This is a genomic window from Muricaecibacterium torontonense, from assembly GCF_004793925.1.
GTDB classification, from domain to species: Bacteria; Actinomycetota; Coriobacteriia; order Coriobacteriales; family Atopobiaceae; genus Leptogranulimonas; species Leptogranulimonas caecicola.
In genome coordinates, this window is record NZ_SRYE01000002.1 from 377,524 (window position 1) to 396,886 (window position 19,363).

15 protein-coding genes, 1 tRNA gene and 1 riboswitch are annotated in these 19,363 nt (G+C 61.8%); of the genes, 3 read left to right on the plus strand and 13 right to left on the minus strand.

What is annotated here, in order from left to right:
- Window positions 1-37: 37 nt before the first annotated feature.
- Window positions 38-1,510: a glycoside hydrolase family 1 protein gene (locus tag E5334_RS04680; RefSeq protein WP_136012432.1), complete on the plus strand. Its 1,473-nt coding sequence runs from the start codon at window positions 38-40 to the stop codon at window positions 1,508-1,510.
- A gap of 71 nt (window positions 1,511-1,581) precedes the next feature.
- Here the strand turns inward: E5334_RS04680 and E5334_RS04685 are convergent, their stop codons facing one another.
- From E5334_RS04685 to glmU, 3 genes are all read right to left on the minus strand, one after another.
- Window positions 1,582-2,430, minus strand: a complete 849-nt coding sequence (locus E5334_RS04685) for a MurR/RpiR family transcriptional regulator (protein WP_136012433.1) — start codon at window positions 2,428-2,430, stop codon at window positions 1,582-1,584.
- An 86-nt stretch (window positions 2,431-2,516) separates the two neighbouring features.
- The gene (locus E5334_RS04690) at window positions 2,517-3,515 is read right to left on the minus strand and encodes a ribose-phosphate diphosphokinase (protein ID WP_275438928.1); all 999 of its coding nucleotides are present in this window, start codon (window positions 3,513-3,515) and stop codon (window positions 2,517-2,519) included.
- A gap of 12 nt (window positions 3,516-3,527) precedes the next feature.
- Window positions 3,528-4,913: a bifunctional UDP-N-acetylglucosamine diphosphorylase/glucosamine-1-phosphate N-acetyltransferase GlmU gene (glmU, locus tag E5334_RS04695; protein ID WP_136012434.1), complete on the minus strand. Its 1,386-nt coding sequence runs from the start codon at window positions 4,911-4,913 to the stop codon at window positions 3,528-3,530.
- Window positions 4,914-5,216: 303 nt separating this feature from the next.
- On the opposite strand from glmU, the gene E5334_RS04700 reads away from it, so the two are divergent.
- Window positions 5,217-5,290 (plus strand) — tRNA-Gln (locus tag E5334_RS04700).
- A gap of 139 nt (window positions 5,291-5,429) precedes the next feature.
- Here the strand turns inward: E5334_RS04700 and E5334_RS04705 are convergent.
- The 10 genes from E5334_RS04705 to murB all read right to left on the minus strand — a co-directional run bounded on the left by E5334_RS04705 (window position 5,430) and on the right by murB (window position 17,796).
- The gene (locus E5334_RS04705) at window positions 5,430-6,350 is read right to left on the minus strand and encodes a peptidoglycan-binding domain-containing protein (protein ID WP_136012435.1); all 921 of its coding nucleotides are present in this window, start codon (window positions 6,348-6,350) and stop codon (window positions 5,430-5,432) included.
- 99 nt (window positions 6,351-6,449) lie between these two features.
- Window positions 6,450-7,505, minus strand: coding sequence for a polyprenyl synthetase family protein (locus E5334_RS04710; protein WP_136012436.1), 1,056 nt, complete (start codon window positions 7,503-7,505; stop codon window positions 6,450-6,452).
- A gap of 1 nt (window position 7,506) precedes the next feature.
- Window positions 7,507-8,559 (minus strand): UDP-glucose 4-epimerase GalE, encoded by a 1,053-nt coding sequence (gene galE / locus E5334_RS04715; RefSeq protein ID WP_136012437.1) that lies wholly within the window; start codon window positions 8,557-8,559, stop codon window positions 7,507-7,509.
- A 212-nt stretch (window positions 8,560-8,771) separates the two neighbouring features.
- The gene (locus E5334_RS04720; protein WP_265592108.1) at window positions 8,772-10,022 is read right to left on the minus strand and encodes a coiled-coil domain-containing protein; all 1,251 of its coding nucleotides are present in this window, start codon (window positions 10,020-10,022) and stop codon (window positions 8,772-8,774) included.
- 144 nt (window positions 10,023-10,166) lie between these two features.
- Window positions 10,167-10,958, minus strand: a complete 792-nt coding sequence (locus E5334_RS04725) for an energy-coupling factor transporter transmembrane component T family protein (RefSeq protein WP_136012438.1) — start codon at window positions 10,956-10,958, stop codon at window positions 10,167-10,169.
- The gene (locus E5334_RS04730) at window positions 10,955-11,908 is read right to left on the minus strand and encodes an energy-coupling factor ABC transporter ATP-binding protein (protein ID WP_136012439.1); all 954 of its coding nucleotides are present in this window, start codon (window positions 11,906-11,908) and stop codon (window positions 10,955-10,957) included. Before E5334_RS04730 ends, E5334_RS04725 begins: the two co-directional genes overlap by 4 nt.
- On the minus strand, window positions 11,905-12,759 hold the full coding sequence (locus E5334_RS04735) for an ATP-binding cassette domain-containing protein (RefSeq protein ID WP_136012440.1): 855 nt from the start codon (window positions 12,757-12,759) through the stop codon (window positions 11,905-11,907). The genes E5334_RS04730 and E5334_RS04735 overlap by 4 nt, the downstream gene beginning before the upstream one ends.
- A complete protein-coding gene (locus tag E5334_RS04740; RefSeq protein ID WP_136012441.1) occupies window positions 12,756-13,367 on the minus strand; it encodes an ECF transporter S component in 612 nt (203 codons plus the stop codon). The genes E5334_RS04735 and E5334_RS04740 overlap by 4 nt, the downstream gene beginning before the upstream one ends.
- A 6-nt stretch (window positions 13,368-13,373) precedes the next feature.
- Window positions 13,374-13,505: riboswitch (FMN riboswitch) on the minus strand.
- Window positions 13,506-13,588: 83 nt separating this feature from the next.
- Complete coding sequence (locus E5334_RS04745) at window positions 13,589-15,913, minus strand: hypothetical protein (protein WP_136012442.1); 2,325 nt, start codon at window positions 15,911-15,913, stop codon at window positions 13,589-13,591.
- Between the two features lie 14 nt (window positions 15,914-15,927).
- Entirely contained in the window at window positions 15,928-17,796 is a 1,869-nt protein-coding gene (murB, locus tag E5334_RS08865) for a UDP-N-acetylmuramate dehydrogenase (protein WP_136012443.1), read from the minus strand.
- A gap of 487 nt (window positions 17,797-18,283) precedes the next feature.
- Between murB and E5334_RS04755 the strand changes: the two genes are divergently transcribed.
- Window positions 18,284-19,348, plus strand: a complete 1,065-nt coding sequence (locus E5334_RS04755; RefSeq protein ID WP_136012444.1) for an NAD(P)-dependent alcohol dehydrogenase — start codon at window positions 18,284-18,286, stop codon at window positions 19,346-19,348.
- The last annotated feature ends 15 nt before the right edge of the window (window positions 19,349-19,363 follow it).

Here is a 19,363-nt window from a genome sequence, read left to right on the forward strand (position 1 = left end):
GATCACACAAGCTTCTAGGAAGTAAAGAAGGTTATCTATGGCTCGCGAGCTTCTTTGGGGCGGCGCCACCGCCTCGTCGCAGTATGAAGGCGGCTTCAGGGCAGGGGGCAAAGGGCTGGACACCCAGGACGTGCGCCCTTGGAAGCCCCGCACCTCCAACGCCACCTGTGAGACCCGCCTGCTTACCGCCCAAGCGGTCAAGGCTGCCAAGCGCGACCTTGAGGCAGGCCAGGGAAACTACCCGTTCACCCGAGGCACCGAGGGCTTTAGCCACCTGCAGGAGGACATCGACCTACTGCGCGAGCTGGGCATCGACATCTATAGGTTCTCCATCAGCTGGGCCAGGCTCTTCCCTGAAGGGGACGAGGCTGAGCCTAATCCTGAGGGCCTGGCCTATTACGACCGGGTCTTTGAGGCCGTGAAGGCTGCGGGCATGAAGACCTTCCTCACGCTCACCCACTATGCGGTGCCGCTGCACCTGGTGGAGGCCTACGGGGGCTGGACCAACCGCCGCCTCATCGACCTCTACGAGCGCTATGCCCGGGTGGTCTTTGAGCGTTGGGGGCAGATGATCGACTACTACCTGCCCTTCAACGAGATCAATGCCGGCTACTTCTCGCCCTGGAACGGCGTGGGGCTCCTAAAGCCCGAGGACGGCCCCTACGACCAGTCCCAGGTCTTCTCAAGCCTGCACCACCAGTTTGTGGCCAGCGCCCGGGTCATCCGCGCCCAGCGCCAGATCTGCCCTGAGGCTCAGTCGGGCTGCATGGTGGCGGCCTTCTGCTACTACCCCTACAGCTGCTCGCCCAAAGACAACTGGGTGAAGTTCCACGACGAGCAGGTTAACGTCTGGTATCCGGTGGACGTGCTCGCCAACGGGATCCAGCCCTACTACATGGACGCCTTCTACAGGGACCACCACATCACCGTGGATATCCGCGACGAGGACCTGGAGCTCTTTGCCAAGTACTCCTGCGACTTTGTGAGCTTCTCCTACTACTCCAGCTCGGTGCTTGCCGCCGAGGGCAACGGCGAGCAAACGGCCGGCAACCTGGTGTGCAGCCTCAAGAACCCCTATCTTGAGGCCAGCGAGTGGGGCTGGCAGATCGACCCAGAGGGCCTGCGCACCCAGCTCAACGCCTTCTATGACCGCACCCATAAGCCGGTCTTTGTGAGCGAGTGCGGCTTTGGGGCCCGCGACACCGTGGAGGCCGACGGCCAGATCCACGACCCCTACCGCATTCAGTACCTTAAGCGGCATTTCGAACAGATCCTTCTGGCTCAGCAAGACGGCGTGGACGTGTTGGGCTTCATCCTCTGGGGCGTCATCGACATCGTGAGCGCAGGCTCCTGCGAGATGTCCAAGCGCTATGGCGTGGTCTATGTAGACGCCGACGATGCCGGCCAGGGGACCTACCGACGCCTTAAGAAGGACAGCTTCGCCTGGTACCAGCGCTATATCCAGAGCTATCACGACGACTTCAAGGCTCGTGGGGCCGCATTGCCCTAAGGCGCAGGACACCCAACGCTTAAGCCCCGCTCGGCAGCTGGATTGCCGGGCGGGGCTTTTTGAGCTTGCGGCTAGCCCTGCTCGTAGTAGTTTCTGGCGAACAGCTGGGTGGTGCGCTGGTAGTTACGGGCAGCCAGGGTGGTGAACAGGATGTCGATGACGGTGAGCTGGGCGATGCGGCTGGCCATGGCGCCACTGCGCAGCCCATGCTCGCTGGCAGCCACCCCTAGGACTACGTTGGCGCAGCGAGCCAGGTCAGGGCTCTCTGCCACACTGGTGATGGCGATGAGCGGGGCCCCGGCCGCCGTGGCGGTCTGGGCGCACTTGATGACCTCCTGAGTCCGCCCCGAGTAGGAGAAGGCGACGGCCACGTCCTTCTCGGTAAGGTTCTTGGCTGCGGTGAGCTGGGCGTGCCAATCCTCGAAGCACAGGCAGAAGATGTTGGCTCTCAGGAGCTTGAGGGAGAGGTCCTGGGCCACCAGCTGAGAGGCGCCCATGCCAAAGAGCGCCACTGTCCGGGCTTGCTCCAGGAGCCGGGCCGCCTCTTCCAGGGCAGGGATGTCCAGGGTGCCCTCGGTGGCGTCGATGGCGCGGATGGAGCGGGCGCAAGTCTTATGGATGATGGAGCGGGTGGAGTCGCCGGGCGCCACGTCGCCCAGGGTGGATCGCTCGGAGCGGCGGCGGGCGGCCAAATCGTAGATGAGGGCGCTTTTGAACTCCCGATAGCCCGAGTAGCCCAGCTTTTGCAAAAGCCGCATGATGGTGGAGATGGAGGTGCCGCTGGCGTCGGCCAGCTGGCGGATGGTCATATCGGTGGCCTCTTCGATGTGACCTATGACAAAGTCGATGACGGCCGCCTCGGTGCGGCTGGCGTAGCGCCGGTACTCCTCAAGCCTGAAGTTGGTGCCGTTGATGGCCATGGGGACTCCTCAAAACGCTTAAGAAAAGGCGCCGCAGGCCTGATGAGGGTCCACGGCGCCTTAGACAGGTGAGCGTAGCTTTCGCGCTACAGGTTCATGTCGGCGCCAAACATGCCAGAGACCGAGATCTCGTTGTAGATGCGCTGGATGCACTCGGCAAACTCGTCAGCCACAGAGATGACCTTGATCTTGTCGTCATGGCAGGTGGGGTCCAGTGGCACGGCGTCGGTGACCACGCACTCCACGATGGGGGCTTCCTCGATGCGTTGGACGCCGGGGCCCGAGAAGATGCCATGGGTGGCGCATACATAGATGTCGCCGGCGCCCATCTTCTTGAGCTCTGTCACACCGGCGCATAGGGTGCCTGCGGTGTCGATCATGTCGTCGTTGACGATGCAGGTCTTGCCCTCGATGTCGCCGATGATGCCCGTGACGGCGGCCTGGTTGTGGCGAGGACGGCCCTTGTGGGCGATGGCCAGCGAGCAGCCCAGCATGTCAGAGAGCTTCTTGGCTGCCTTGGCGCGGCCCACGTCGGGGGAGACTACCACCAGGTTGTCGGTGTCGAAGCCCATGGCGTTGTAGTAGTTGCCAAAGAGAGGCAGGGCGGTGAGGTGGTTCACCGGGATGTCAAAGAAGCCTTGGATCTGGTTTTGATGCAGGTCCAGCGTGACCACGCGGTCGACGCCGGCGGTCTCCAGCAGGTTGGCTACCAGGCGGGCGGTGATGGGTTCGCGAGGGGCGGCTTTGCGGTCTTGGCGCGCATAGCCGTAGTGGGGGATTGCTGCGGTGAAGGTGCGGCAAGAAGCCCTGCGGGCAGCATCGGCTGCGATGAGGGTCTCCATGAGCATGTCGTTGACGTTGGTGCCCACGATAGACTGGATGAAGAAGACGTCTGCGCCACGTACCGACTCATCAAAGCGAGCATAGATCTCGCCGTTGGCAAATTTCTCGAGCAGCAGGCCGGAAAGCTCGACACCAAGGTCGTCGGCGATGCGCTGGGCAAGCCCGGGATTGCTTGAGCCCGAATAGAGCTTGAAGCGTTTTACCATGGGCGTGAGCTTGTTGAGGTCCTGATCCAAGTTCATGGCTACCTTTCCTTAATGAGTCTCGTGAGCGGCGGCGCGCTTGGCAGCGTACCCTTCGACATTGACCTGGCGGGCCCGGGCGATGCCTAGGTCTCCTGCAGGGACGTCTTCGACAATGCAGCTGGCGGCGCCGGTGAGGGCGCCTTCGCCAATGGCTACAGGGGCGACCATCATGGTGTTGGAGCCAATGAACGCATGGTCTCCAATGGTGGTGGCATGCTTGGAGTAGCCGTCATAATTGCAGGTAATGGAGCCGGCGCCCACATTGACGCCCTCGCCCATGGTGGTATCGCCAATGTAGGAGAGATGGGGCACCTTGGATCCTTGGCCAATGGTGGATTTCTTGATCTCCACGTGGGTGCCTGCCTTGGAATGGTCCAGCATGCGGGTGCCCGGGCGCAGATAGGCGCGAGGGCCGCACTCCACCTGGTTCTCGATGACCACGTCTTGTGCAACCGTCTCGTCGATGGTGCAGCCGTTGCCCACCTGGGTATCGGTGAGGCGGGTATTGGGGCCCACAACACAGTCTTCGCCAATGGCGGTGGAACCCCACAGGAAGGTGCCCGGTAACAGCTCGGTGTCGCGGCCTACGGTGACCTCGGGCCCTACCCACACGCACTCAGGGTCCAGCATAGTGACGCCAGCATCCATCAGGCGGCCGTTGATGCGCCTCTGCATGATCTTGGTTGCCTCTGCCAGCTGACGCCGGGAGTTCACTCCCAGAAGCTCTGTGTCGTCATCCACATGAACGGTCACCACGCGCTCGCCGGCACGGTTCAAGATCTCCACCATGTCGGTGATGTAGTACTCGCCCTGGGCGTTGTCATTGGTGATCTCGCCCACGTGGGCCTTAAGCAGCCTCCCGTCGAAGGCATAGATGCCCGAGTTGCACTCCCGCAGCTCTTCTTGCTGCTTTGGCGTGCAATCTTTGTGCTCGATGATGGCGGCCACCGCGCCGTTCTCGTCAAAGAGGATACGACCATAGCCGGTGGGGTCTTGCGGCTCCATGGTGAGCACCGCTGCCGCATAGCCCTCTTGAATCACCTTTTGAGACAGGGCGTTGATAGTGGCAGGCTCTACCAGGGGAGTGTCGCCATATAAAACAACCACGCATCCGCTCTCTACATTGGCTTGGTCCAATGCGACGCGGAGGGCGTGGCCGGTTCCTAGACGTTCTTGCTGCAGCACGCATTCCACATGCTCGGGGGCGAGGATCTCTCTCACCTCGCTGGCGCCGTTGCCAATGACGGCGATGACGCGCTGGGCGCCAGCTTGCTTTGCAGCCTCTACCGCCCACCTCACCAAAGGGCGCCCCAGCATCTTGTGAGCTACCTTGGGATGTTTGGATTTCATACGGGTACCTTCGCCAGCGGCTAAGACGATGGCAGTAGTTTCCATGAATGCGCCTCCAAGGCGTTGCTTAAACGAGGGTCTTATCAGGACTCTTATTCCTAAGCCGGGCGCTCAAAAACAGCGCACCATTGTCATCATAGCGCAGGTGCTTAAGGTTCAAGCCCTTGCAATGCCATCTGAGACCGTCAGCACATCTTTCAGAAGGAATGCTTAACCGCTTCACACCTTTCCTTGCCGAGAAACCCATTCCCTTCAAGGTTGTCACGGGACTCTCGATCCAAGCGTCAAAAATGCAGAAGATATTTTCACTGAGCTCGCAGCCGTGGCATGTTACACTAGGTTGTCCCTTGGGGTATCGTTCAATGGCAGGACCCTGGTTTTTGGTACCAGTTATCTAGGTTCGAATCCTAGTACCCCAGCCAATGGCTATTTTTCGAACCCGCAGCCTGTCTGCGGGTTCTTTTTTATTCGAGCTTCGTGTTGCCATCAAGAGCGCAAAAAGGCCTTCCGTCCTGCTAAGGATGGAAGGCCTGCCACTTGAGAAAGGTGCTGATTGACAGCCTAGTTCTGCTCGTCAAAGGCGGCGCAGATGCCGTCTAGGATAAGGCCGGCGATGGTTTGGGCGCTGTTGGCGGTAAAGGTGCCGTCATAGGCGCTGGCAGACGCTGGCAGCTCGATGCGCACATAGGGCGGCTTGTGGCGGCTGGCTGCATAGGAGGTGCGAATGCGGCGGGGAAGATCGGTGGCTTCATCTATGCGAACCGTGGTGATACCGGGCTCGGGTGCGGGGGCTTCACATACCAGCTCGAAAATGGCAGTGGCCCCCTCGGGAATCTCAGAACCGTCGTTGAGCAACATGAGCCCGGAGTTCTCGCTGGTGGCGCTCGCCAGATTCCAAATGCGGCTGGCAACTGTGCGACCTACCGGATCAGAGGCGAACAGCGCGATGGAGCTCTCCTCAAGGACGGAGGCCGCTCGAGCAAAGCCAATGCCCATGGGATCGGGGGGAACATTGGCCTCCTTGCCGCCCCACACATGGTAGAGGCGCCAGAGGGCCTTGAAGGTATCTTGGAAGCACATGCCATCTGCGAACATGCCCACGTTCTCTTGGAACTGCTTCACTGCGGCCTCGGTGTGGGCGCCAAAGTAACCGTCAACCGCTCCGCAGGGAAAGCCCAGGATGGAAAGGGCGGTCTGCACAGTGCGCACATCGTTGCCATGGAAGTTGGGGAGGCGAAGGTAGAGCGTGCGGTCGCCCATGTGGTAGCACTCGTCCACCAGCTCAGACCAGGTGTCGGTGTCCACCGCGTCACCGGCGGCCAACGAATGATCGGCTCTGAAACGTGCCACAGCGCTGGCGGTGGAAGGGCCAAAGAGGTCCCCCTCACGCTCAGCAGCGTCGATGGTATAGCCCAAAGAGACCAAACGGTCTTGAATGTCTTCTACGGCTATGCCGCTCATCCCCTCGTGGATGGGTTCCATGTTGCTCCTTTATAAGTTCACGTGCATGTCCTCAGGCACGCACGAAGATATTGCAAAAGACGGCGTCGGCTAAAGATGTGCGCCGTCTAGGGTTTGGCATTAGATCTTGCGGTCTACGAAAAAGCTGGGCATGGCCAGAAGGGCTTTCTTGGCTGGGGTGTCTGCCAAATCCAGGCCTTCGAGGCGCTTTTGGGCACGCTGGGCGTAGTCTTGTGCCGTTTGGCTGGCACGTCGAATGGCGCCGGCCTCTTCCATGATGTGCACCGCTTCTTCCAGCTGGGCAGGGTCGGCAGTATGAGAGGAGAGGATGGATACCAAACTCTCCCGTTGCTCTTGGGTGCCCTGAGAGATGGCCCAGAGGGCGCAGAAGGTACGCTTTCCCTCGGTGATGTCACCGCGATAGTCTTTGCCCACCATCTCAGGATTGCCGTAGAGGTTAAGGAGATCGTCTTTGATCTGGAAGGCAAGACCTGCATCTAGGCCTGCCTGCCGCAGCTCTTCGACCACCTCATTGTTGGCGTTTGAGAGGATGGCGCCAATGGCCAGCGGCGAGCCGGCAGAGTAATAGGCGGTCTTAAGGGTGGCCATGGCCAGGTAATCCTCGACGTCAAGGTCCCAGCGGCCGTCTCTCGCCCATCCCAAATCCAGTGCCTGGCCCTCGACGGTGCGAAGCATCATCTCGGAGATCTCGGTGAGCACCAAGAGCTTGTGGCTGTCGTCAATGCGCTCATCTTCTAATACTGAGCTAAAGCTCTCAACCAAGGCATAGTCGCCGTCGTTGATGGCAAGCCCAGCGCCCTGGGTGATGTGCATGGCAGGCAGGCCGCGCCGGGTGTCAGACTCGTCGGCGATGTCGTCATGGATCAGGGCTGCCGTCTGGAACTGTTCGATGGCTGCGCCTGCAGGCAGGGCGGCGGCCCTGGAGCCGCCTAGGCACTCTGCCGACAAAAGCACCAACGCAGGGCGCACGCGCTTGCCGCCATGGGCGCAAAAGTCCTGCAGGGGGCGAGTGAGGTAGCGCTTCACGTCAGGGTTGAAGGAGAGGGCATAGCAGCCGGCCAGCTCGCTGTCGATGGCATCGCGCTGAGAAGCCACATAGATGGCAAAGGGATTGTCATCGGCGCCGGTGCGGGGCGCGGGACTCTCAAAGTCCATGCTACTCTCCCAGGCCATCGGGGTTTTTGGACTGCCAGTTCCAAGAGTCGCGGCACATGTCGGCCAGGTTGTTCTTGGCGTGCCAACCCATCTCGCGGGCTGCCTTGTCGCAGTTGGCGTAATTCTCGGCAACGTCGCCGTCTCGACGAGGATCGATGACATAAGGGATCTCGTGGCCGCAGGCGCGGGAGAACTCGTGGATCACGTCGAGGACCGAGGAGCCCACACCGGTGCCCAGATTGAAGATCTCTACACCGGTCTTGCCGTTCATCCAAGCCAGGGCGGCGACGTGGCCCGAGGCCAGGTCGCTTACGTGAATGTAGTCGCGAACGCCGGTGCCGTCGGGGGTGGGGTAATCGTCGCCAAAGACATGCACGGCCTCGCGCTTGCCAACGGCCGTCTGGGCCACGTAGGGCACCAGGTTGTTGGGGATGCCTTTGGGGTCCTCGCCGATGAGCCCTGAAGGATGGGCGCCGATGGGGTTGAAGTAGCGAAGCAGGACGACGTCCCACTCGGGGTCGGCAGTGTAGAGATCGGTCAAGATCTGCTCGATCATCCACTTGGACCAGCCGTAGGGGTTGGTGGCAGGCTTCTTGGGGGACTGCTCGGTGAGGGGGAGGCTGTCGGGGTCGCCGTAGACCGTGGCCGAGCTGGAGAAGATGATGGCCTTGCAGCCGGCGTTGCGCATGACCTCGCACAGGGTGAGGGTGCCCCCAATGTTGTTGGAATAGTACTCCAGCGGCTTTGCCACAGATTCGCCCACGGCCTTGAAGCCGGCGAAGTGGATCACGCGGTCGACGTCGTAGTTGGCGAAGACCTCTTCGAGGGCGGCGCGGTCGCAGATGTTCACCTGGTGAAAGCTCAGGCGCTCGAAGGCTTTGTCGCCCACGATCTGGCGCATGCGGTCGAACACCTTGGGGTTGGAGTTGGACAGATCGTCCACCACGACTACCTGGTAGCCGTTCTCAAGCAGGTCGATGCAGGTATGGCTGCCGATAAAACCGGCGCCACCGGTGACGAGGACGCAAGTGTCCTCGGGCTTCTTGGCTTCCATGAGGGTCCTTTCTTCATGAGACCTTCCAGGAGGCACCTTTATGCGGTGCCTCCTGGCATAGCTGGTAAGCAAAACATAGTGCAAACAGGGCGCCTAATGCGGGTTGCACCCAGGTCTGCAGGGGAAAACCGCAGAGGCTGCCCCTCATAAAAATGCCTTGCAGCCCAAAGAAGGTGCTGCAAGGCACTGAAAACGCATGAACCTGCGAGATCTTAGGCGAAGCCCCAGCGAGCGCGCACACCGCCGGACTCGTAGTAGGAGATCCAAGAGTCCAGGCTGATGGTACGGATGTAGCCTACATTGTCCATCACCAGGCCGCCGCCAATGTAGATGCCTACGTGGCCATAGATGCGGCCGGCAGCGGTGTGGGGGTGGGAAGGCACAGCGATGAGCATGCCGGGCTGAAGGGTAGAGCGATCGGAGCTAGAGCAGTAGGCATAGTACTGGTCCACGGCGTTGCCGCCAGGGTATCCGCAGCCGGCTGCCTGGTAGACCTGGCTCACCCACATGGCGCACAGACCGCCGCCAGGGGAGCCAACCCGGGAGCAGGCGGCCACGATGGCCGCGCCTTTGCCAGAGGCAGAGCCTGCGGCATTCGAAGTGGCGCCGCCGGCCCCAGAAGCGGCTGGACGGCTGGCCGCAGCAGCGGCCGCGGCCGCTGCTGCTCGGGCCTTCTCGCGCTCTGCCTTCTCCTCTTCTGCTGAGGCCAAGATCTCTGCGTCGCGCTGGGCCATGAGGTCGCGGACCTCGCCAGAGAGGCTGTCTAAGAGCTGCTGGGCCTCCTGCTGCTTGGCCTGGGCGGCGGCAAGATCGTCGCCCTGCTGGGCTTTGAGCTCTTCTAGCTGGCTCTTGCGGCTCTCCAGCTCGGCCTTGGTGCGGGCCAGAGCCTCTTTGGCCTGGGTCACAGAGTCGATCAAGGAGACGTCGTTTTGCGTCACCTTGTTCATGTAATAGATGTTCGAGGTCAGCTCATCAAAGCTGGAGGAGGCGAGAAGCACCTCCAAGAGGTTGGAGTCGCCGGCTTTGTAACTGGCGTTGACGCGGCGAGCCAGCACCTCTTTTTTAGCTGCGAGCTCCTCCTCTTTTTGGGCGATGGTGGTCTCGGTCTCAGAGATCTGGCCATTGACCTCTTCGATTTGGTCCATGGTGGCCGAGAGCTTCTCGGCAATGGCTTCGTATTCCTCGCCTAGCTGGTCGAGCTGCCCCTGAACTTGGTCCAGCTGCTCTTGAGCTGAGGCCAACGCGTCCAAGGTGGATTGAGAGGCCGAAGGCCGTGCGAAAGCGAGGGAAGGAGTGAGCGCGGAAGCTGCGCCAAGGGCGCCAATACCGGCCGTCGCCTTGAGGAGGCCACGGCGTGAAAGAGTCGAGTTTTGATTCATAGGAGAAAAAATAGCGGACCTATCTCCGGCAGGACGATGGTAAAACGGTTGACGGCCGGAGCCGTCAGAAAGCGTGTGCGACATGGCGGCTCCATTCAAATTGCGTGTGCCTGTCGTGTAGTGAGAATCTTTAAGCTACAAATCAGGATACCAGATGCATAGCGGGGGATTCCTTGAGCTCACATATGGTAGTCCCTTGCGGCCCCCGCGTCCACTCCCCATGGAGAATTAAAGCAGGGACAACCCTATCACGTATATAAGACCATAGATGCATAATACCGCGTCCACCTGCCCCAGATGCGGTTTCTTCCAAATAGTGCGCGGGCGGTTGGGATCGTAATGGCGAGCCTCGAGGGCCAGTGACAGCCCTTGGGCATGACGCAGCGCGCCGGCAAACGTGGGCACCAAAATGCTCAAAAGGGCCTGCAGGCGCCTCACTGGGCCTCCGGAGTCAAAGGCGGCCCCGCGAGCGCGCTGGGCATCCATGACGCTTTGGATCTCTAAGGTGAGGGTGGGCACAAATCGCAGCGCCAGTGCCAGCACAAAGGCCAGTTGCTCCACCGGCACGCCCAGGCGACCCAGAGGAGAGAGCAGCGACGAAAGGGCACGGGTGAGCTGCAGCGGCTCGGTCACGGCCAAAAGCAGAGCTCCGTTCACCACCAAAAGCCCCAGCCTGGTGGCGGTGAGGGCTGCCGAGAAGAGCCCGCCCTTATGAATGGCGAGCGCCCCCCAGCTCCAAAGCAGCGGGCCTTCTGGATTCACGAACAGGTTGAGCAGCGAGAAGACTGCCAGCAACACCAGAAGTGGTGCCGAGGAAGCCAAAAGCGACATCGGCGAGATGCGCCCCAGCGCACAGAGTCCCAAAAAGCCTGCCAGCGCCCAGAGAGCCTGCATCGGTGAGACGATCAAGAAGATGGTGGTCATAAAGGCCACGGTTACCAGGATCTTGGCGCGGGCGTCGGCTCTGTGGAGAGGCGAGGAGCCCTTCTGGTAGCGGCCGAACTCCCCTAGCGCGCTCATGAGGCGCCTCCCAAAGACGGGCCGCCAAAAGTGTTGCCGCTCGAGGGCGCGTTCTCAGGGGAGTCCGCAGAGCCGGGGGTCTCCAAGGCGGCGCGACGGGCGCCGGGTATCAAATCCCGCTGTGCGAGGATGGCTTTTACCAGGGCATCCTCTGTGAGAGGGGCGCCTAGGGAGGCTCCGGTGCGCGCTTCCAGCTGATGGGCGAAGGCCAGGGGAGCAGGGAGGCCCAGCCCCAGGCGACGGAGTTTCTCGGCATGGGAAAAGACCTGGGCACAGGGGCCTTCTAGGGCGACGGCACCTTGGTCGAGCACCACCATCCGGGAGGCGATGCGTCCGGCAGCATCCATGTCGTGGCATACCATGAGCAGGGCGCCGGTGGGGGTGACCAGCTGGGACAAGGCACGCTCTACCAGGGACCGGCCCTCAGGGTCGAGCGCAGAGAGGGGTTCGTCGAGCACCAGGTTGCGCGGCTTCATGGCCAGCACGCCTGCGATGGCCACCAGGCGCTGCTGGCCTCCGGATAGCTCGAAGGGCGAGCGGCGGGCGAGATGCAAGACCTCCAAAAGATCCAGGGCCTCGGTGGCGGCGCAGGCGGCCTCCTGGGCAGAGAGACCGGCGTTTTTGGGGCCAAAGGCCACGTCGTCGAGCACGGTGGCGGCGAAGAGCTGGCGCTCCGGGCGCTGCATCACATAGCCCAGGCGCCAGGGAAGCTCAGGGTCGCGCCTGGGGCGGCCCAAAAAACCCGAGCGCCAAATTGGGGCTCCGTCGACCTCGATAGTGCCGCTCTTGGGACGCAACAGACCGGCAGCAAGTTTGAGTACCGTGGATTTGCCCGAGCCAGTTGCTCCGGCCAGCACGGTGAGAGCGCCGTCGGGCACAGCAAGGCTCAGATTGGAGATTACCGGCTGGGCCTCATAGCCAAAGGTCACCTGGGAAAAGTCGAGGCTCATGAGGCGCCACCTGCCAGCTGGTCCAAAAGGGTCGCAGGAGAGACGGTGGGGCTCACGGGCATGCCAGAGCGAGCCAGAGCCAATGCCAGCGAGGTGGCGAAGGGGGGCTCCAGCGAAAACGAGGCGAGGCGGCTCGCCTGAGTGAGCACCTGCTCAGGGGCGCCCTGCAGCGCGATCTTTCCTCTGGACAGCACAATGATGCGGTCTGCGGCGGCCGCTTCGTCCATGGAGTGGGTCACCAGCACGCAGGCATGCGGAGCGCCCAGCGAGGCCAGTGTGGCAGCCACTTGACGGCGGCCCTCCACATCGAGCCTGGCGCCAGGCTCGTCCAGCACCAAGAGCGCCGGGTCGCACGCCAGCGCCCCTGCAATGGCCACCCGCTGTTGCTGGCCGCCAGAAAGCCGAGTGGGATCTTGGCTTGCCAGTGTTTCCAGGTGCGTGGCCTCAAGGGCGTCGTCGACCGCCTGATCGATGGCGGCGGGGTCCCAACCCAGATTCTCGGGGCCAAAGGCCACGTCTTGGTCCACCCGAGTGGTCAAAATGGCGTCCTCGGGGGTTTGAAAGACCATGGCGCTTCTGTCCCGCGCCTGCTGATAGGCCTCACCGTCAGGGACGCCGTCCACAAAGCAGGTGCGGCCCATGAGCTCCACGGCGCCCTCATCGGGCGCCAGGATGCCTGCCAAAAGGCGTGCCAGCGTGGATTTTCCCGAGCCGTTGGCCCCCAAGAGGCAAAGGCGCTCTCCGGCCTCTACCGATAAGGACACATCGTCTAGCGCCCAGGTGGCCCCGCCGTCGTAGGAAAAGCGCACGTGCGTTACCCTGGCTACCTGCAAGTCTTCCCTAGGGCTCATTGGCCTACCATGGTGGAGACGGGCTTGTAGACCGCCAGCGTAAGGGCGGTGTTAATGGCGATCTTCAGCAGGTTGAAGGGCAAAAGCACCGGCACGATGAGGGCGGCCACGGCCTCCGGCGGCATGCCCGAGTAAAGGGGCGTGATCACCAGGTTTCCCAAGAGGGCCACTGCAAGGGTGACGACTGCAGCGATGAGCAGCCCTGCTACAGCTCCCTTGAAACTGTGATGGCGCCTGTAGATAAAGGCCGCGGGCAGGGTGGCTGCCAGAGAGCAGGCCATGGCCATGATGGCGCCAAAGGGGTCTGTGAACAGGCGGATCACCCAGGGAAGCACTGCGGTGCAAGCGCCGATGGCCGGCCCAAACAAAAGGCCTGCCACCAGGCATACCACGCCGGAGGGGTCGTACTTGAGGTAGGGGGCCAAAGGAAAGATGGGGATCTCGATGAAGCTGGCCACCAGGGCAGCGGCGCAAAAGAGCGCCGAGATCGCCACGCGCCTGGAGTTCCAGGAACTCGCATCCTTCGAAGTGGCGTGGGCCGAGGGCCTCTGCCCGTTGGCGGGCTGGGTAGATGATTTGGTTTTAGATGAGGAAGTTTGCCACGTCATGGCTGCACCCCGTTTCTTCCATCCGGACTGTCACCGTTGGCTCCAGACTTGCACTGGATCGGCCGCATGCGCGGTTTGCGGGCTTGGCATAGACGCCTTACCGCCAGTGGGGAATTGCACCCCGCCCTGAAACGTCAGGTGAGACTCTACTCCTCTCAAAGGGCCAAATGCAACCTTCGAGAGGAGCGAGAGCGGTCATTGCAAGAAAGGGCGTCAAACCCCTAAGAGGCTGAATCCTGCCTGCGAGGAGCACGCGAGCGCACGAATCCCGCGACGGTGCCCATGGCCCTGGCTCCCCAGAGGAGGCCGGCCACCATAGGGGAGAGCTCGGTGGACGTCTCGTTTTCTTGAGGCACGCGAGGGAACGCCGTGGCGGGGAACGGATGGATGGTTTCCGCGGCCGCGGCCGCGTTCTTTTGCGCTGCGGCCGAGATGCCGTCTTGGGCCGCCGAATCCAGCCCAGGCAGGGGATCCTCTTCCAAAGGCTGCTGGGTGGCAGGCTCGTCGTAGAGGGCTACCAGCTGCAAATCCGTCTCCACCGGAGTGTCAAAGTCAAAGGACTCGCCGTCTTTGGCGTTGGCCCAGCCGCTGAAGACCGCCAAAGGTTGGCCCGAGGGCACGCCGGGCTCGCCAGGCTTCTCGATCAGAGAGCCAGGGGCCACCAGATGGGTGTCGATAAGCGCGCCGTCAGAGGTATAGAAGCACACTTCGCATACGGGACGTGCCGATAAGAGCCGCTCCTCGTGGTCGTCTACAAACTGGTCGGAAGAATCGGGATCGCCGGTGGTGGCCGCTCCCTCCTCAAGCCAGCCAAAACCCTGGTAGGTAGGGTCATTCTCGGGAAGGGTCAAGGTGAAGGTGCCCCGGGCCCCGTCGTCGCGGTAGTTGTAGAAGTCTCGGGCGCGGCCGGCGCGGTTGCGGCCCAGCAGGGTGCCTTGGACTTGGGCGTTGCCGGCGTTCAAGATGCCGCCGCCTCGACGGGCGGTGTTATGGGCCACGGTGCCTCTGGCCATGGTGAGCGAGCCGGTGTTCACAATGCCGCCGCCCATATCCTCCACCATGTTGTAGACAAGCACTGCGCCCTCGGTGGCCAGATGTCCGCGGTTGAAGACGCCGCCTCCGTTTTGGGCGGCGTTGTGCGACAGGCCCGAGGAGCCCAAAAGCACCGTGCCGGTGTTGTAGATGCCGCCGCCCATGCCCTGGGAGGCGTTGTGCACGATGGTGGCGCTCACGCATTCCAGTTTGCCGGTGTTGTAGATGCCGCCTCCGCCATATTGGGTGGAGTTGGCCTGGTTGTCCACAATGTCGCCCTGGGTGATGTGCACGCGGCCGGAGGCGTTGTAGATGCCGCCTCCGTAGAGGGCGCGGTTGCGGGAAAGCCCCGCGCCTGCGATCTCGATGGAGCCGGTGCGAGTGTTGTAGATGCCGCCGCCGGTATAGAGGGCGCAGTTGCCGGCAATGGTGCCGTCGGCCAGCGACAGGCGTCCGGTGTTGAAGACGCCGCCGCCCGAGCCCTGCGTGCCTTCGGCCGCGTTTTTCACGATGGAACCGCCTTCCATGGCCAGGCTGCCCCGGTTATAGATGCCCGCGCCGGAGTCGGCCTCGTTGGCGGCGATCACCGCGCCTGCCTCCTGGAGGCGGCCAGAATTAAAGACGCCGCCGCCCATGGCAGCAGAGTTATGGGAGACGTCTCCTCCCGCGAGCATCACTTCGCCGGTGGAATAGATGCCGCCACCTCGATGGTCTGCCTCATTGGCGGTGATGCGGCCGCCAGAGACATCCACCGAGCCCTTGCCCACGCAGTAGACGCCGCCGCCGTGGGTGGCCGCATTGCCCTCGATGGTGCCCCCGGTCATCTTGAAGGCAGCGTGGTCGCAGTAGACGCCGCCGCCAAAGGGACGTGCCTCCGAGCCCTCGCGGTTGTTGTTGGCGATGGTTCCCCCAGACATGGTGAAGCAGGCTCCCTCAAGAATCTGCACCGCCGCTCCGGGCACCGCCGAGCTGGCTTGGGCCGTAGAGCAGTTGGTGATACGGCCGCCACCCATAAAGAACTTGGCGTTCTCCCCGCTGACCCTCACCGCGCACCCTGAAGCTTTGTCATCTTGGGGCTTTACCTGCCAGCCCTCGATGGCGGCGCAGTGCCCCATGACCAGCGTGCCTTCACACTCCACCACCGAGCCTTGGGGAATCTCCTCTTTTGCCTTGGGCGCCTTGGCCAACAAGGCCACGTCGAGCTCGAGCAACCCCTCTGGGGCCACCGAGAAGAGCGATTTTCCCGCCGGGAAGGGAGGCTCCAAGATGATGGACCCCGCCACATGGAGGGTGGCGCTGGCAGGGACGCTAAAGAGCGTCTTTACGCCAGGGGCCACGCGCAGCCGTGTGGCACAGCAGAGCAGGTCGATGCGAGCGCCCTCGGGGATGGTCACGGGCGTGTCGGCATAGACCACGGCAGGCAGCGCCATGGTGCCTGAGACCTCGGGGCTTCCAAGTAGCTCTGCTAGGTCGCTCCAGGAAGCGGGGCAGTGAAGTTGTGGGGTATCTGGCATGGGGTTTCCACTTGTCATGATGTATATGGCCCTACAAATCTCACTTCGGGCTCAAGCGTCACGCCGGAGTGCTCGAGCACCTGTTGTTGGACATGTTCGATCAACGCCTTTACGTCGCGAGCGGTGGCATTGTGGGCGTTTACCACAAAGCCTGCGTGCTTAGGAGAGACCTCGGCGCCGCCTATGCGAGCCCCCTGGCAGCCTGCCTCGGTGATGAGCTTGCCGGCGAAGTGGCCCTCGGGGCGCTTGAAGGTCGAACCTGCACTGGGCATCTCAAGAGGTTGCTTTTCTTCTCGGCGGCAAGTGAGGTCGTCCATCTTGGAGCGAATGTCGCCGCTGTCGGCGGGCGCGAGGCGGAAGGTAGCAGAGATGACCACCAAATGGTCTGTCTTCACGCGGCTGGTGCGATAGCCCAAGTCCAGGTCCTTGGCTGCCAAGGTTTCTGTGTGACCGTCGCTGAAGAGCACCTCTGCGCTCTCCAGCACGTCGGCTATGCAGCCGTCGTAGGCTCCGGCATTCATAAAGACGGCGCCGCCTACGGTGCCGGGGATGCCGCAGGAAAACTCCAGGCCGCTCAGAGAGAGGGCCGCCGCCATCTCTGCGGCATCTGCGAGCGCCACGCCAGCTTGGCAGGTGAGGCGGGTGCCGTCATGGGCTACATCTAAAAGCCCGCTGGACACATCCACCATGACGCCGCGGTATCCGGCGTCAGAGACCAAAAGGTCGCTGCCTTTGCCCAAGACGAAGAAGGGGACCCCCTTGTCGCGCAGAAGGCGCACGGAGTCTATGAGCTGGCCGCGGCTCTTAGGGGTGATGTAGACGTCTGCCGGCCCGCCGATCTTGAACGTGGTGTGATCTTTCATGGGTTCGCCCAAGACGACGCCGTCCTTGCCCAAGATATCGCCCAGTTCTTGGGCGATGGCATAGCGATCGAAGCCGCTGACAAGGGCGTCTAAGATGCGGGCTTCGCGCAAGGAGTCGTCCAAGCCCATAAGCGGGCTTTCCTTGGCGCCCGACAAGAAGCAGGAGCAGAAGTGCTGGATCTGCGCGCTAAAGTCGTCGCCAGGCAGCGGGGCTTTTAGAAGCTCGTCCTCGCCGCCTTGGCGATGGAGCACCGCGCGCACCGGACGGGTTATATCGGAGATCTCAATGGAACCCTCATTGCCAAAGATGGTGGCAGCGCAGCCTAAGTCCTGGGTGGCATCGCAGGTGAGAGTGCACCCATAGGTGCCAATGCCCATGGTGGCGCTGTCTTGCCAGTCCACCTCGTCGCGATAAAGATGGCTGGCTTTGTGTACCTTGATATCGCCCGAGCAATACTCTGCGAGGTAAGTGGCGCCATAGATGCCCATATCGAGCGCCTGGCCGCCTCCTATAGGCTCTGTAAACCAGGGGCGTGCCTGCGAAGGGTCCACCTTGCGGATAAGGGATGCCTCGACACCCGAAACCTCGCCTATGGCCCCTTGGCTCACCCGCTGGCGCACCAGCTGGTAGAGCGGGGTGAAGCGAGGCTTCATAGCTTCCATGTAAAAGCGGTCGTGCTCCAGGGCGGCTTTGGCCACCTGGCTAAACTCTGCGGCGGTAAGGGCGCAAGGCTTCTCGCATAGGACGGCTTTGCCGGCTTCGATAGCCTCCAACGAATAGGGTGCGTGCGATGCCGGAGGCAGGGCGATATAGATAGCATCGATATCCTGGCGCGCCAAAAGCTCTTGGGCAGAGCTTTGAGCTTCCATGCCATACTCAGCGGCGAATTTCTCGCAATGGTCTTGGGTGGGACTCCATAGGGCAACCAGTTCACAATTGGGTTCCTGCGCGCAGGATGCGGCAAAGCGGCGTGCGATGCCGCCTGAGCCCAAAATGCCCCATTTCACCATCTCGCTCATGCTTAAAAACCTCCCACCACGGCCTAGGGCCGCAAACTCGGTTGCTTAATGAACGCCTCTAGGACTGTACCCAAGGGGTGAGAAAGACTCCTTGGCCCGTCCTATATCTATAGAGTAGGACGGGGCAGCCGTACCCTCGTAGTTGTGGAGGAAGTGTAAGAGGGTAGAGGGCTCAAAGAACCAGGTCTAGGGAAAGTATAGATGAAAATAGATATAAAGAAAATATTCAGCAATATGGAGCCTTTTATAACTTACAGCTCTGACATGGGGTTATATGCCAAGAATATTCACATATAAGTAAAATAATTATAGAAAAATATTTAGGGATATAGGGTGCCATTGACATGCCATTTACTGCTCGTATCCTAGAATTACTCCGTTCATACTGCCAGTGGTTTTGCTCCGAGAAATGGCTATTATCCTTAAGCTTGCATTTAGTTTGTAACAAACGCCCTTTTAGAGTGCCACCAAAGAGAGGAAGTGTGTCATGAAGGGTTATGCAATGCTCAAGATCGGTGAGTCGGGGTGGATTGAGAAAGAAGCCCCCGTCTGCGGCCCCAACGACGCCATCGTCAAGCCCTTGGCGGTAGCCATCTGCACCTCCGATGTGCATACCCTCTGGGAGGGCGCCATCGGCGAGCGCCACAACATGATCCTGGGTCATGAGGGCTGCGCCGAGGTTGTCGAGGTGGGCGAGTGCGTGCACGACTTCAAGCCCGGCGATCGCGTGCTTCTTCCCGCCATCACCCCCGATTGGAACTCCCTGGAGGCCCAGGCCGGCTACTCCATGCACTCCGGTGGCATGCTGGCGGGCTGGAAGTTCTCCAACTTCAAGGACGGCGTTTTCGCCGAGCTCATCCACGTGAACGACGCTGACGGCAACCTGGCTCTCATGCCTGAGGGCATGGATGTGGCTGAGGCCTGCATGCTGTCCGACATGGTCCCCACCGGCTTCCACGCCTCCGAGTTGGCTGACGTCCAGTTTGGCGACACCTGCCTGGTCATTGGCATTGGCCCCGTGGGTCTCATGGCCGTGGCCGGCGCTGCCCTCCGCGGCGCTTCTCGTATCATCGCCGTGGGCACCCGTCCCAACTGCATCGAGGCTGCTCGTGGTTATGGCGCCACCGACTTCATCTCCTACAAGAACGGCCCCATCGGCGAGCAGGTGCTGGCCATGACCGACGGCAAGGGCGTCGACAAGGTCCTCATCGCCGGCGGGGACGTGGATACCTTCAAGGAGGCCGTCGTCGCTGTGAAGCCCGGCGGCAAGATCGGCAATGTGAATTATCTTGGCTTCGGCGACTACATCGACATCCCTCGTGTTGAGTGGGGTGTTGGCATGGGGCATAAGGAGATCAACGGTGGCCTGATGCCCGGTGGTCGCCTGCGTATGGAGAAGCTTGCCAGCCTGGTCACCTGCGGCCGCCTGGACTTGAAGCCCCTCCTGTCCCATGTCTTCCATGGCTGGGACCACCTAGAGGAGGCCCTCTTCCTGATGCGCGACAAGCCTGCCGACCTCATCAAGCCCGTCGTGGTCATCGAGGAAGACTAGTCTTATCAAGGTTGA

Coding starts and splice junctions, on each gene's coding strand:
- E5334_RS04680 (WP_136012432.1), top strand. CDS start 38: ATGGCTCGCGAGCTTCTTTGGGGCGGCGCCACCGCCTCGTCGCAGTAT.
- E5334_RS04685 (WP_136012433.1), bottom strand. CDS start 2,430: ATGGCCATCAACGGCACCAACTTCAGGCTTGAGGAGTACCGGCGCTAC.
- E5334_RS04690 (WP_275438928.1), bottom strand. CDS start 3,515: ATGAACTTGGATCAGGACCTCAACAAGCTCACGCCCATGGTAAAACGC.
- glmU (WP_136012434.1), bottom strand. CDS start 4,913: ATGGAAACTACTGCCATCGTCTTAGCCGCTGGCGAAGGTACCCGTATG.
- E5334_RS04705 (WP_136012435.1), bottom strand. CDS start 6,350: ATGGAACCCATCCACGAGGGGATGAGCGGCATAGCCGTAGAAGACATT.
- E5334_RS04710 (WP_136012436.1), bottom strand. CDS start 7,505: ATGGACTTTGAGAGTCCCGCGCCCCGCACCGGCGCCGATGACAATCCC.
- galE (WP_136012437.1), bottom strand. CDS start 8,559: ATGGAAGCCAAGAAGCCCGAGGACACTTGCGTCCTCGTCACCGGTGGC.
- E5334_RS04720 (WP_265592108.1), bottom strand. CDS start 10,022: ATGTCGCACACGCTTTCTGACGGCTCCGGCCGTCAACCGTTTTACCAT.
- E5334_RS04725 (WP_136012438.1), bottom strand. CDS start 10,958: ATGAGCGCGCTAGGGGAGTTCGGCCGCTACCAGAAGGGCTCCTCGCCT.
- E5334_RS04730 (WP_136012439.1), bottom strand. CDS start 11,908: ATGAGCCTCGACTTTTCCCAGGTGACCTTTGGCTATGAGGCCCAGCCG.
- E5334_RS04735 (WP_136012440.1), bottom strand. CDS start 12,759: ATGAGCCCTAGGGAAGACTTGCAGGTAGCCAGGGTAACGCACGTGCGC.
- E5334_RS04740 (WP_136012441.1), bottom strand. CDS start 13,367: ATGACGTGGCAAACTTCCTCATCTAAAACCAAATCATCTACCCAGCCC.
- E5334_RS04745 (WP_136012442.1), bottom strand. CDS start 15,913: ATGCCAGATACCCCACAACTTCACTGCCCCGCTTCCTGGAGCGACCTA.
- murB (WP_136012443.1), bottom strand. CDS start 17,796: ATGAGCGAGATGGTGAAATGGGGCATTTTGGGCTCAGGCGGCATCGCA.
- E5334_RS04755 (WP_136012444.1), top strand. CDS start 18,284: ATGAAGGGTTATGCAATGCTCAAGATCGGTGAGTCGGGGTGGATTGAG.